At 53.0% G+C, this 13,896-nt stretch carries 9 protein-coding genes; all 9 read right to left on the bottom strand.

Features of this window, described 5'->3' with window-relative positions:
• The coding region (locus GSQ91_RS05650) for a carboxypeptidase-like regulatory domain-containing protein (RefSeq protein WP_216845071.1) at positions 1-428 on the bottom strand (428 nt) is incomplete at its 3' end.
• A 196-nt stretch (positions 429-624) separates the two neighbouring features.
• The gene (locus GSQ91_RS05645; protein ID WP_158820276.1) at positions 625-1,311 is read right to left on the bottom strand and encodes a hypothetical protein; all 687 of its coding nucleotides are present in this window, start codon (positions 1,309-1,311) and stop codon (positions 625-627) included.
• A gap of 236 nt (positions 1,312-1,547) precedes the next feature.
• The gene (locus GSQ91_RS05640; protein ID WP_158820275.1) at positions 1,548-2,864 is read right to left on the bottom strand and encodes a protein-disulfide reductase DsbD; all 1,317 of its coding nucleotides are present in this window, start codon (positions 2,862-2,864) and stop codon (positions 1,548-1,550) included.
• A gap of 121 nt (positions 2,865-2,985) precedes the next feature.
• Positions 2,986-4,437, bottom strand: a complete 1,452-nt coding sequence (locus GSQ91_RS05635) for a pitrilysin family protein (RefSeq protein ID WP_158820274.1) — start codon at positions 4,435-4,437, stop codon at positions 2,986-2,988.
• Between the two features lie 5 nt (positions 4,438-4,442).
• Complete coding sequence (locus GSQ91_RS05630) at positions 4,443-5,783, bottom strand: pitrilysin family protein (protein ID WP_158820273.1); 1,341 nt, start codon at positions 5,781-5,783, stop codon at positions 4,443-4,445.
• Positions 5,784-5,907: 124 nt separating this feature from the next.
• Entirely contained in the window at positions 5,908-6,432 is a 525-nt protein-coding gene (locus tag GSQ91_RS05625) for a protein-disulfide reductase DsbD domain-containing protein (protein ID WP_158820272.1), read from the bottom strand.
• A gap of 7 nt (positions 6,433-6,439) precedes the next feature.
• Positions 6,440-8,299, bottom strand: a complete 1,860-nt coding sequence (locus GSQ91_RS05620; RefSeq protein WP_216845069.1) for a hypothetical protein — start codon at positions 8,297-8,299, stop codon at positions 6,440-6,442.
• A 152-nt stretch (positions 8,300-8,451) separates the two neighbouring features.
• Complete coding sequence (locus GSQ91_RS05615) at positions 8,452-10,221, bottom strand: hypothetical protein (RefSeq protein WP_158820270.1); 1,770 nt, start codon at positions 10,219-10,221, stop codon at positions 8,452-8,454.
• A 30-nt stretch (positions 10,222-10,251) separates the two neighbouring features.
• Entirely contained in the window at positions 10,252-13,560 is a 3,309-nt protein-coding gene (locus GSQ91_RS05610) for a carboxypeptidase regulatory-like domain-containing protein (protein WP_158820269.1), read from the bottom strand.
• Positions 13,561-13,896: the final 336 nt, after the last annotated feature.

Raw genomic sequence — 13,896 nt, 5'->3', positions numbered from 1 at the left:
TTGTTGCTTTCGGTTCGCTGCCCGTTGACGCTGAAATCACCGTTGAAGCCGAGGCTGGAGCCCGCCTGTGGGCTTTGCGTTACAACGCCAGGCGTCATCGAAATCAAATCCTGAAAGCTACGCCCGTTGAGCGGAATATTCGCCACGAATTTGCGATCCACGACAGTTCCGACGGTGGCATCGGTTGTATTGAGCATGGATGAACCGGCTTCTACGGTGACGCTTTCGGAAGTCGCCCCGATGGGTAGAGTGAAGTTGATAGCCACTGCGCTTTGAACATTCAAGACGATGCCGGGCTTGATCAGGGTCTTGAACCCGATCTTCGATACCTGCACGCGATACTGTCCCGACGGGAGGATCGAGACGGTATAGATATGGCCCCAGGATGAAGCGGTATCAAAGGGAGCCTTGGAAATGGAGGAGATCAAAGAGCGGTTTTACGAGATTCTCGAACGTTCCCTGTGTCCCAAAACCGACCCCGAACCCGCGTCTATACGACTCATTCTCAAGCCCGTGATGCATCTTCAATGGTGAGCGCTTGTCAACACGCCATGGCACGCGCATGAGCTTGTGGTCAGTTGATGCAAAGCTACCCGTCCTGCGGCTTTCCCATCCAGGTCCGTGCTATCGAGGAACGTTGAAAGAGACGGAAACTTCAGAGAGTAAATAGCTGCAATATTCTCGATAGGTACCGCGCGCTGACTGGCCGCACACCAAAAACACCAACTCGACAACGAAAGCGATCGGCGACAGATTGTGGATGATAGGGTTCGACTGCAAGATCCGCAGTTCGTACAAGAGAACACCCAGGAAACAGAGGGCAACACCCAGAATCATGCAAACTGCTGTGCAGGTGCGGAGCGCCTGCCATTCGTCGTAAATGCCTCGTATTTCGCTCATTCCGGTATCTGAGTGCCGGGACACGTAGCGCATCAACAGCGGCTCAATCGACCTCTTTGAGTCGCGAAGCTTGCGCTCGAGGGGCAGCGGTCCAAACGGGGGAAGGACTGATCCCAATGCCTTGCGGATACCGGCCTTTTTGGCACGCTCGCACCTCGCACGACGCATGCGCGCTTCTTGATAGCCCGTCAGACGTTGCCAATCTCGCGCATTCTCAGGGGCGATGGAATCTATGCACCTCTCGACGGATGGGAAATTGCTTAGACAATCCGCAAAGACCTGGGACTCCACGATCTCAAAAAGACAGGCACCCCATCTCCGCAAAACCGTCGCGCCAACCGAAATAAAGAGCTTGCGCGCGTTCTTTGCGATTGCCGCTCCCATTTGCTGCACACCCAAAACTTGGTTCATCGCGGTGTTCCCTATCGAAAGAAGTTTGAAGCAGGACTCACAGGCCGGAAATGTGAATTTCTGCCAACACGTGCAGGATATTCCCCGAGAGCGTGGAAATCAGAGCATTTTCCGTATTTCATCCCAGTTGATGTCGTGCAATTTCAATCAGTTGCGAACGCCCGCCGAACTGGCATGGAAGAGGGCATCGGTTCTATCCGGGAGCGAAAGATTCGTTCGTCTTTAGTATCGACTCCCTAATGAGCCTTATTTAGAAAAGCCGCGAACTCACCTGCATTTCTTGTCACTCCAGCCGAGGTATCGATCGTCTCTCCGCTGCTTGAAAGCAAGACGTAGAGCGGCAGCGCGACTGTACCAAAGTGCTTATTTTCGTAATCCTGTTGGTCGGTATAGACCTTACCAGCACCATCGGTATACAGACGAACTTTCACGAAACGATTCATGTTGTCTTTGATCTCGGATCGTGGAAAGATATTCGCCTCCATCCAACGGCAGTTCGTGCAGGTATAGCCAGTGAAATCGATGAAGATTGGTTTCCCTTGTGACTTCGCCTCCGCTAACCCTCTGGGGAGGTCGTTCAAGATCCACGGGGTCTCGGTAGAGGCTACCGGAGTCGAATTCGTCGCCGACACTTGGATGGGCGGAAGAAATGCTTCGAGTTCCCCGAGACTCTTACCCGCAAGTCCATTTAGCAACCAAATGGAACCCGCTAGAAAGATCAATGAAAACACGACACCCGCACCTGAGACATGAGATCGATCACTGTCATGGTTCAACCGGAACCAGCCAAGCAGATAAGCAACAATCATCAACAGACAACTGGCCCAGATACAGAGCACCGCCGAGCGAGTGAAGATGTTCCAATGCCAAATCAGATCTGCATTGGACAGAAACTTCATGGCCGCTGCGATCTCGAGAAAGCCCATGACCACCTTCACCGAGTTCATCCAGCCGCCAGCCTTCGGCATCTGTGTCATCAATTGAGGGGCCAACGCCAAAAGAAAAAATGGTAAGGCAAAGACGAAGCTGAATCCTGCCATGCCGACCAACGGCCACCGCCAATTGCCTTGCGAAGCAAGTACCAGTAGCGTGCCGACGAAAGGAGCAGTACACGTGAACGAGGTGAGTGAAAATACCAACCCCATAAGCAACGTACCTGTGATGCTGCTATCGTCTTCGCTTGCAGAGGTCCTTTGCAGACGATTCATAGCGGCAGCGGGAACAGTCAGAAAAAATACTCCCAATAAACTGAGAGCAAAGCCAATAAAAATTGCTGTGATGAGCAGATTGACCCAAGGGTTTGCAGCGAGTTTGTTGATTCCGGACGCACCGAAGATAAGAGAAAGCGACATTCCGAGAACCACAAATGTCAGCATGATTCCGACACCGTACACGGCTGCTTTGCGGATAGCACCCGCACGTGTTACGGATGAGTGGTTTGCAAAGTAAGATACTGTGATCGGAATCATCGGGAACACACATGGAGTGAGCAGGGACAGCGCCCCCATCCCCATCGACAGCCACAGATAGGAAAGTACAGAACCAGTTGGCATACGACCTCCAGGACTTAAGTCGTGCCCGCCAGGCAAGAACTTATTGCCTGACGCGAGCTCGACCGATAACCTCTCATGCATTAGCGATGAACACCGCGGCAGATGCGGTGCCCGCCATGGGTTATGGCTTTATTTCCTGAACTTCTCCCCACTTGGCGAGCGCGGGTTTAATGGTTGGGTCTCCGATGGCGACTACCTGCATATTCTCGCCGGAAAAGTATTTGGTTCCCATCCGCATCACATCCTCGGCTGAGACCGTGGCAATCTGCGCCGCATAGCGATCCCAATAATCATCTGGGAACCCATAGTGCGCCTGGGTATAGACGTAGCTCATCAGAGATTGTGACGACTCAAGCGATAGTGCAAATACAGCCACCATGGAGTGCTCGTGTCGACTAAGTTCTTGAGCACTTACGGGTTCGCTGCCGAGTCGATGGAACTCGTTGAAAAACTCATCAAGTGCCCCGCCCGTGACCGATGAGCGGACCTCGCTGCTTGCACTTACGTAGCCGCGATAGTCGTTCGCATCGATCCTGCTGTAAGCCCCATAGGTATAACTTTTCTCTTCGCGAAGCCGCATAAAGAGCCGGCCCGCTGCTCCTGACCCGAGGATATTATTTGCAACTGAGAGCGGCACATAGTCAGGATCACGCCGGTCGATCGCCAGACGTCCAAGGACCAGGTTCGTCTGTACAGAGTCGGGCCGGTCCACTAGCGTGACCGTCCGTCGCGCCGTCTCCTGTTTGACGGGAGGAAGCTTCACCTGCAAATCGGTCTTCTGCCAACCCTTCAGTGCATCCGAGACCGCCGCAAACGCCTTCTCGGGTGTAATGTCCCCGGCAACGATCACCATCGTATTCTGCGGGGCATAATGTTGCGAATAGAAAGCGCGGATCGCGTCGACAGTAAAAGCGGCCGTGGAGGCCGGTGTGGCGCTGACAATCCCTTCAGGTGTATCGCCATAGAGAGTCTTTCGAATGTATTTACTTGCCAAAAAGCCTGCATTGGCCTGCTGCGATTGGAGACGGCTCATCTGTCTACTTTTTGCGTCAGCTAGCTCATTGGCTGGAAAGCTTGGATGCAGCAAAACGTCAGCAACAATCGGCAGCCAGATAGAGAAGTTGGAAGACAGGCCGCTGGCAAACAAAGATGTGTCCGTATAGATAGAAGCGGAGGAGACGTTGATCGAGGCTCCCTGGGTATCGATTGCTCGCGCAATATCCTGCGCTGAAAGCTTCTCGGTGCCCCTACTCAACATCTGAGCGGTCATATTGGCAAGCCCTGGCTGTCCGGCTGGATCAAACAGCCCTCCGGCGCCATCAATAACAATATTTATGTTGATCTGAGCGGCGCGGTGATTTTCGAGAACAAGGACTCTCACTCCATTGGGAAGCGTCTGCTTCACCGCACGCGGGATATGTACCTGGAGAATCTCATTTGATACCGGAGCCCGATTGAAACGCGTTGGCTGAGGTTGTGCGTTTCCTGTTACCTGCCCCTCTGTCAATATGGGACACGATGCCAGGAGCGATACCACAAGAGGCGTGATTACTAGCGAAAGATGCTTCTTCATTATGATTACCTCGTTTCCTTCGTAGCTGGCGCCACTTTGGGTAGCGTGATCAGAACGCTTCGATTGTTTTCGGATAGATACTGCTGTGCAACTCGGCGGATGTCATCCTTGGTGATGACGTCATAACGCTTCACCTCGGTATACATTAGCGTCGGATCCTTATAAAAGACTGCATCCTGCGCCATGGTGATAGCACGATTTAGATCGGAACTGGTTGTACCCACCTGGTGCTTCCGTTCGCTGTTGAGGACCTTTTCCATCTCCCAGTCTTCGGGACCGCTTTTAGCCAATGCGGAGATCTCTTCGTAGATTACGGCCTCGACCTTTTTGAGGTCTGTCCCCTGGGGCGATAACACCTGAATCTCAGCCATTGCTATTCCACGTGATGGTTCCATGCCGCCTTCCACCTGCACCGCAATCTTGTCCTGCTCGACCAGACGCCGATAAAGACGGGAAGACTGCCCATCGCAAAGAACGCTCATAAAAAGATCCAGTGCAAAAAACTCAGGAGTGTTGGCCCGCGTCGTCTTATATCCAACCAACAACATTGGTAGCTTGGCGAAATCGTCCGTTATCGTTTGACGGCGCTCAGCCTGCTGCTTGGGTTCGGCAATGTCCAGAGGCGGCGGGGCTGGTTGCGAGGGTATGCTGCCGAAGTACTGCTCTACCTTTTTGAGCGCGTCGGCCGACTTGAAGTCCCCTACCAAGGCGATAACAGCATTATTAGGGGCATAGTAGGTCTTGAAGAACTTTTGTACGTCCTGCACACTCGCAGCATTCAGATCGGCCATTGAACCCATGGTGGAGTGCTTGTACGCGAAGTTGTCGTACATCAGATTTTGCAACACCTCGTTCGATCTTCCGTAAGCCTGATTGTCGATCCGTAGTCGCTTCTCTTCCTGCACGGCATTGCGTTGGTTATCGAGATTGGCCTGTGTAACAGCGAGCGATCGCATACGGTCGGCTTCGAGATAGAGTCCAAGGTCTATCTGGTTCGCAGGCAACATCTCAAAGTAATTAGTCCGATCCTCGGTGGTAGTACCGTTCATCGCACCACCGTTTTCCTGGATGAGTTGCATGTGCTCGCCCTTGCCTACGTTAGCCGAACCCTGGAACATCATGTGTTCGAATAGGTGTGCGAAGCCGGTGGCACCAGGCTTTTCTACGCGCGAGCCTACATCGTACACAACTGCAATGGCATCCACGGGCGTACTGTGATCTTCCATCAACAGAACACGTAAGCCATTCTTGAGTGTCACCTCTTTGTAAGGTGGGATTTTTGTTTGCGCTGTGAGCGATGCCGACAGCAGACAAACGGAAAGACCTATATGGAGCTTTAGTTTCATACCAATCCAACTTTCTCGAAAGCAATTAGGGCAGGCACAAAGGCCAGGTTGATTGAGGTGTAGTGCAAGGTGAAAGACTCATGTGCCATGTACACCAGCACACAGTGCCGGAATGCACAGATCTTCATCGACGAGCCTCGTTTACTCGGACCGGAGCTACAAGGTGAACTACCGTAAGTGGCAGACACATCCGGTCATTGCAAGTCTGAAAGGCGACGTCGATCATCAGCTTAGGAGAACTCGCCGAGACGGCTCCTGAAACTCTCGCTGGAACAGTGAAGACAGCCGTGTCTTCAAAGATCCTCGTGGACAGGTTGAAGTTAGAGTCAAACTCTGTCTTCGGAGTGGACTCACCGATGGGGCCGGCGCTCGTAAAGGCCTGTCCCGCCGCAAGGCTTACATTAGTGGGAAGTGGTCCTCCCGGCTGTTGATCAAACGCATAGAGATGCCAGCCCGGCGCGATGCTGGCGGCGATCTTCGCCAGAACCTTCGACCCTTTGCTGAGTGGGAGTGACATCGTGGTTGCCGTCGCCGTCCAGTGGATGGGTTGAGGAGTTTCCCCCAATGCGCGGGGCACTCCTGCGAGAGTGAACAAAGTAAGGGCAACGACCGACGCCAGTACTAGGATGGAAGGGTGTATTTTTTTCATCGAGTCCTCACGGTTTCGACAGCTCGGGCGAGCCGTCGTTCGAAACGCTTGCAAAAGCCGACTGTAAGACTTCCTTGGTCGTATCGTTCTGTACGAAAGCCACGGCTGCGAGTTTGGTCGGATCAATGATGTTCTTCTTCTCGCGGTATTCGGCGCCGGCCATGCCATGCGTGCGTTTCTTCAAACCAGCGTCGAACCGGTCATAGTAGACAATGTTGGCCGCCTCAATCTCCTTCAAATCGAACGTATACGTCGCCTCTATCTTGTGGTGCCCGGCAAGCGGAAGACCAGACGCGCTCTCTGCCTGCTTCGCGGTGGCGCGCACGACCATCGGCTGCAAACGCAGGCCGTTCTCGCCGCTATAACTTAGCACCGTCTCCACAAGGTCGATGTGCAGGAACAGTCTGGGCTGTGCCGCTAAGACCGTGCCATCAACCACTACCCGAACCTTAGATCCTTGCCGTTCCGCGTGGATTTCAAGATGCGCTCCTGCCGGAACGTCGAGACGCTGATCGATGGACTTCACTGTCGAATCGAATGCGTCCTGAGCATGGAGCGGTAAACCCTCCACCAGCTTGAGTTCTTTGCCGTCCAGGAACGCATGGGGAGTACTTCCTCCCGTCGAGTAGTACTTGGCACGCTCTTCGGTCACATCGTTGGCAAGTGGATCGGAAAGCGGAGCGTTGTCATGGTGAACCAACAAGACTAGTTCTCCGCGAGTGTAGCGCTCTAAGCTGGCATCGACGGCCAAATCAGGCGCCATGCAGGGCTCACATGCGGCGCCGGTAAACAACTCGACGAGAATAGTCCGGTCTGAATGGGTACTGCTCGCGACATAGGGCGTAACCGCAATCGGATTGTGAAACGTGGCCTTGTATCTTAAGTCAAGAAGAGACTCCAGCGACTGCTCGCTGCTGCCCGGATTCAACTCCGCATACAGTTGCTGCATATGCACAATGTTTTTTGAGTCCAGGTGCCCGCTGAGATCGGCGTCATAGAGTGACTCCAAGGCCTCCGACTTATCTCCTTTCGCCTCCTGCAGCTTCGCCACTCCGAGATATGCCTTCATGTTTGGATGAAACTTGATGGCTTGCGTATAGGCTTCGAGGGCCTCCGGATTCTTGCCGAGCTTTGCCTCGATGTCCGCAAGGGTTGTGGACCACACAGACATTTTTTGATGAAAGTGCACGTCTGCGTCCCCCAAATTAAATGCTTCAGGGACGTGGTCTTTATCGTTCAGCGACTCATACTCTTCCCTGTTCGCATGGTTGGCACGCTCAAATGCCGTATATTCGTCCTGATGAAACAGGGCAATCGAACTCTGGGCAAGGATCGCGGCATACTCAAGAACTGCCCCTTTCTTGAGCAAAATTCCTGCAACGGTGGTCTCATACAAGGATTTGCCGAGTGAGTTATCGGGGGCAAAGGCATTGTCGATAGCACTTAGCTTGGCACGCAGCTTGTCATTCTTGTCCAGATTGGCTTCGATATAGTCGTCTACGACGTATGCCATATTTATAGGCAAATTGCCTGCGTCGCTTCCGTCACCGGATTCTTTAAAAAACAAAGGATGCTCTTTCATAAGGTCGATGGTGGCATCTACTCTTTGATCGAGGTCTTTGATCTCGTACAATTTTTGCAGCGCTTCATGTACCGGTTTGTCCCTGAGCATCATAGGGGTTGGCTTCTTCGCCAACATTGTTGCAATTTTCCTCAGCCTCTCGGCTGTTATCTCATCGCTTTCCTGCGCGTATTTCATTAATTGTTCTTGCTGCTCGGGCGTAAGCTTCGCCTCCTGTGCTGCTGCGGCTATTCGTTTTTGATCTTCAGCTGTCAGCTTCCTTGCGCCGCCTTGTGCTCCGGCCACGGCGCACAGCGCATAGAGCAGCAGTATCGGGGCGATAGCTCTGCGGCCAAAGATGAAATTCAATATCAGATAGCGAGTCTTCATATGTTCTTTCGCGCAGCAGTACAGTTGCGATTTACATGGAAGGGATAGCGGATTCTGCGGGTGCCAGTTCATCTCGTTGCTCCATGCACCGTTGCATATTTCGTCTGAAGAACTTCCTTGCTGTCATCTACCTGCAAGAACGCAACGACGGCAAGACGATCGCGATGGATGAGGTTCTTTGGCTCGCGAAACTGAGCCCTCGTATCGACTTCAGCCTTACTCATATAGCCGCTCGTGATGAACTGCGCCATTCGCTTCTCCAGTTCTTCACGGTATTGGTCGTAATACGCGAGGTTGTCCGCCTCGATCTTCTTCAGGTCGAACGTATATCTCTGTGAAAGCGCTACGCCGGGCTCCGCAGAAAATCCCGACTCATCGTCTTTGAGTGCTGCGCTGGCACGCACCACCATCGGCTGAAAACGCAGAGTGTTCTCACCGCTGTAGCTCACCTCGGTCTCAAGCAGCAGAATCCGCAGGTGAGTCTTTACAGCCGGGCCTTCTATCCCCCCGGCTACCATTACCTCTACGTGATCTCCGTCCCGATGCACCTCTAAATTCAATGTTGCTCTGGACGGAGTCGCCAACATCGGATCAACAACCTTCGTGAGGAGATCGAAAGCACTCTGCGCATGACTCGCTTGTCCCTCTTCCAATTCAGCTTCTTTGCCGTCCAGAAAGACATGTGGCGTACTTCCCCCTGTGCCGTAGTATTTGGCTCGGTTCTCACTGGTGTTGGTAGCGAGAGGGTCAGGATCGGGAGCGTGATCATGATAGATCGCAAAGACAACCTGATCGCGCGTATAGCGATGGAGAGCTGCCTCCGTTGCGAGATCAGGCGCCATACAAGGTTCGCACCCACCTCCGGTAAAGAGTTCCTCGAGCACCACATGCGGCACAGATTTAGTGGCGTACTTCACCGGATTGACGAAGGTTTTTGTGTACCTCTGATCCAGGCGAGCCTCGTAGTCGGCCGACGTACTCCCTGGGTTTAATTCCACATAGAGGGCCTTTGCCTCCAGAATGTCTTCCGCAGGCATATCCCCTGTGAGATACGCCTCGGTCAGCATCTCAAGTTCTGCAGGCCTGTCTCCCTTGGCCTTGTCTATCGCCGCCAGACCTAAGGCCGCCTCCATGCTGGAATACTCGTGGAGCGCCTTTTGGAAGCTGTCGGCTGCCGCATCCGTCTCTCCAAGCTTGGCCTGAATCTTGCCAAGCGTCGCATACCAGGAAGCGCCCTCATTCCCACAGTGCATCTCCCCATCCTCGATGTGATAGGTGAAAGGTACAGGCTCTTTCGCTCTCTTTTCATCCCAGATATGGCGTGACTCCGCCGAGAAGCGATCATTTTGCAGGCAATCGCTTTGACTGTACAGAGTCACGGCAGATGCGGCGAGAATCTTGGTCTCTGCAGGATTCCAGTCGTTCTTCAAGAAGAGTCGTGCCATCTCGAAGTCGAACATGCCCTGATAGTAGGCTGGGACTGTCTGTTGGAGCGCCTCCTGAATCGCATGCATCTTCAGATCCAGCGTCTTGGAATCGGGATGTCCTTTTTGCAGGTAGCTTTTAAAAGAGTAGGCGTAGTTGAATACAGCTCCTTTATCCGCACTGAACGCCGGGTGCTGCCGTATGAAGGCGGGTAGTGCATCCAGATTGCCACCAGGCTCCTTCGAGACCAGCACCTTTCTCATCTCCGTCTCCTCTTTCTCTTGGCGAGCCTGGAGAGCGACGATCCCTGCACGATCCGTCGGAAGATTCAGCGGGGTCTGGGCAACAGAGAGGGCGGTGATCCCGCCGGCCAGCAGAGGCGCGATTAGGACTGAGAGTATCCGGACTTGCATCGAGTAAGTCTCCTCTTTGTCGCTACTCATTTAGAATTCGACACGCAGGGCCATTTGAATGGCACGAGGACCACCCTGTTGAAAGAGCGGATTGAATCCCCCCGTATTGCCGCCACCACCACCCAGACCGGACCCATAGGATTCGGTAGATTCTCCAAAGACAAAGGGAGTTCCAGGCGCCGTGTAGCCCACATAGTTAGAGCCTGAGAGCCCTGGGCTTGCAAAGTTGGGGTGGTTCAGAATATTGAACATCTCCGCCCGGAACTGGACCCCGAAAGATTTTGTAATCGGAAACTGGCGGTGAACTCCGAAATCGAGCTGCCAGAAGCTAAATCCGCGAAGCGAATTGCGACGGAGATCGCCCTGCTCTGCATTTGCTGGAGGGTCAGTAAACGCAAGCGCATTCAAATACTTGCCGCCCGGGACCAGGTTATTGGTACCGGGCAGGTATTTCGCATAGAGCCATTGCGGCTGCCCAGGAACGGTATCAGCACGCAGCGTATAGTACCCCCCATTCGTGACGTACGAATTGTTTTGAGAATCCACGTCAAAGGGCAACGAGCTATGCGCTGAGACCAGGTTATTTAAAGCCCAGTTCTTCAGTATCTGGCTTAAGGGGTTATGCCAGTTCACAGAAGGGATGGTATAGGTAAGCGCCTCGCTCACACTATTGCGCACATCATAGTCGGAGTCGCCGCGATTGAGGTTTGGGTTGGCAATTCCGCTCGGAATAAACTGCACGGCGTCATTAGAACCATTATCGACACCGTGGGACCAGGTATAGGAGGTCAGTAACTCAAACTGCTTCGTGAAGCGGCTATGAACCTGCGCCTGCAGGCTATGATAGGCAGACTTGCCAAGGTTTCCTATGACCGTGAGCCCAGAAAAATTCGCACTGACCGGTACGCCCGCAGTTCCCGGTGGCGCAAAGATATATTGCTCCGTGCTTTGAAGAGAATGACCGGTCGAGCCGACATACGCTAGAGAAAACGCCGTATTAGGTCCCAGAGACTGCTCTAGTGTCACATTCCACTCATAGGATACCGGCAACTTATAGTTGGGCGCTGCTACCGTAACGGACGCCTGATTCGTCGGGCTCGGCGTAAAGTTCGGAGCAGGCCCCTGAGCATACGCCGAAGGTACTGGCAAAGTAAGCGCAGGATAGCCCGGGGCTCCTCCTCCCGGAGGCAGGAAATACTCTTGAGAGTAGGGAAAGCTGATATTTCCAAAGCCGTTCTGACCAGTGTCGTAGAAGACACCTGCGCCTGCACGTAGCACCGTTTCACGTCCGGGTGTCTGGTGGGCGGTATAGGCGAAGCCAAAACGTGGTGCGAAATTTTTGTAGGTTGTCGGGTAAAGAGGTGTTCCTGCCGGAGCCAGTGCCAGGTATGTGAAATCGAGCGTATTCAGGTTCAGGCTCTGAACGGTTAAAGGGTGCTTCCCATTCTTGCCTGTCGGCGGTGGATTCAACTCCCAGCGCACGCCATACGTCAAAGTCAGTCGAGGGGCAGCCTTCCAAGTGTCCTGCGCATAGAGGGAAAGTGATTTGAGCGCAATCGCAAATGATTGATTGAAGCCAACGATTGCAAATTCGTTGCTGCCAGTGCCAAGGGCCTGCACATTGAGAAAATAATCTCCTACTACCAGAGACTCCTGTGCGCTGACGGGTGAGAGATAACGATAATCGGCGCCAAATTTGAGCTGATGCTCGTGTAAACGATAACTCAGGTTGTCCACGCCATTGATCTGGCGGTTTTTGGAAAAAGTTGGATTTGTAAGACCTATCTCCGTCGGCAAAGTTGCCGCGTTGAAACCGTAAATTCTGATGACACCGCCACAACCGACGCAAGGATTGCTGGGAAACAGCACTGAATCGGGAAGAGGAACGGATCCTCCAAAGCTGTCCTGGGTTGTACTTGCAAGTGTGCTTTGCGAACTGGCATTGATCGAAAATTGATTCAGCAAACGTGGGGTAAAGGTCTGAGTCGCGCCAATCGTGAGTGTCTCTGTATTCGTATCGTTATTGTTGATCTCAGCCGCATTTGATGCACCGTTGCGCCCAGCCTGGCCACTCGTTGCGCGGTTATAGCGTGCAAAGAACATGTACTTGTCGTGCAGGTTCTGATCGAGCCGCAGGCTCCATACGTTGCTTTGGCTTGGGTTAGAAAAGCCAGAAGTGAAGAAGGCGCCGTTGGCATTGCAGTTCGGCGTGCCGGGTGTGCAGGGGTTTCCGCTGCCGTCGGTATAAAAAGCAGGATGGTTCGGAATTGGAAAGGCGCTCAAGATCTCCTTTGATATCTCCGTGGGCGCATTTTGTCGTGCGGTAATGCTAGGTACGATGGATGTTGTCGCTGGCTGTGGAAGTAAAAATCGACTTCCTTCATAGGAAAAGAAGAAAAAGCTATGGTGTTTCCGTCCGTTGTATTTGGGCAACAAGATCGGACCGCCAAATACTCCGCCAAAATCGTTATAGCGGAGCGCCGTCTTGCCTGTTTGTAGATAGTTTGAGAACCAGTCGGTCGCGTCCAGTGCATCGTTACGAAAATACTCGTATAACGCTCCATGAAACTTGTTTTCGCCCGACCGGGTAACCATGGATATCTGACCACCAGGACTGCGACCAAACTCCGGAGCATAGGTGGAAGTCTGAATTTGGATCTCCTGCAGATCGTCGATCGAGACCAGATTTGCAAAGGACCCTGTTACATCTGTCGAAGGAGTCGAGCCTGAACTCGCATCGTTAATACCGCCAAAACCTCCATAAGAGGCCGCTCCAAAGTCGGCACTGACGCCGTCCACCGTAAAATAATTCGCGTTCGAGCGCATTCCATTCACACTGAACTGGCCGGGATTCCCCCCGTTCTGAGCTACAGGCGTGAGTTGGATACCTGGACTCAAAGTGATGAGTGACTGGATGCTTCTGCCGTCCAGTGGAAGCTCGGCGACGAGTTCATGGTCAATGGTGTTGGATACTGCGGGAGACAAGTTGATCAAAGACGGTCGGTCATTCACTGTGACGCTTTCCGTTCGTCCTGCCACCTTCAGCACCACCTGCAGCGCCACATTGTCATTGGCGGAGAGGGTGATATTTCTTACGACCGTTGCATCGAAACCGACGTGGCTGACTAAAAGCACATACCTGCCTGGACGGAGTGCAACTTCGCTGAAGCTACCGCTGTTGTCGGTCTTCGTCGTAAGCCTGATTCCCTGATCCGCATTGTCAAGTTCCACTCGGGCATCGACCACAACCGCTCCTTGCCGATCCGTTACCGTCCCACTGAAAGTAGCCGAGATGCCCGTCTGTGCCGAAGAAGGCATGGCAGGCAATATCAGTAACAACAGAACTCCAGTGGTCCAGCTCTTTGTTTGCCGTCGAGAGCTCCTGTAAATCTGAGCGCCAGCCCTTTGTACAACAGAAAGAATCCGCGTGAGTCTGTTCAGTAACTCGCCAACCATGTCAGTCCTCCAAGAAATAACTACAGTTTCCTGTATGCGTATCTATTGCTTCTTTCTATGAATGCGATTAACTAGACAGAAAGTCCCTCAGCTGGGGCCGAGGCCCCATCGATCTTGAAGTTCACGCTATTGGATACTTCTCGAACTAGTGCTTGGAATATGTACTTGGGCCGATTGAGACGGAGATCTCAACAATGCTGTGATTGAATACAGCATTTT

The organism is Granulicella sp. S156, assembly GCF_009766105.1.
GTDB lineage: Bacteria > Acidobacteriota > Terriglobia > Terriglobales > Acidobacteriaceae > Granulicella.
The sequence above is the reverse complement of the archived record's forward strand: the minus strand, read 5'-3'. Positions and strand labels throughout refer to the sequence as shown.

Coding starts and splice junctions, on each gene's coding strand:
- GSQ91_RS05645 (WP_158820276.1), bottom strand. CDS start 1,311: ATGAACCAAGTTTTGGGTGTGCAGCAAATGGGAGCGGCAATCGCAAAG.
- GSQ91_RS05640 (WP_158820275.1), bottom strand. CDS start 2,864: ATGCCAACTGGTTCTGTACTTTCCTATCTGTGGCTGTCGATGGGGATG.
- GSQ91_RS05635 (WP_158820274.1), bottom strand. CDS start 4,437: ATGAAGAAGCATCTTTCGCTAGTAATCACGCCTCTTGTGGTATCGCTC.
- GSQ91_RS05630 (WP_158820273.1), bottom strand. CDS start 5,783: ATGAAACTAAAGCTCCATATAGGTCTTTCCGTTTGTCTGCTGTCGGCA.
- GSQ91_RS05625 (WP_158820272.1), bottom strand. CDS start 6,432: ATGAAAAAAATACACCCTTCCATCCTAGTACTGGCGTCGGTCGTTGCC.
- GSQ91_RS05615 (WP_158820270.1), bottom strand. CDS start 10,221: ATGCAAGTCCGGATACTCTCAGTCCTAATCGCGCCTCTGCTGGCCGGC.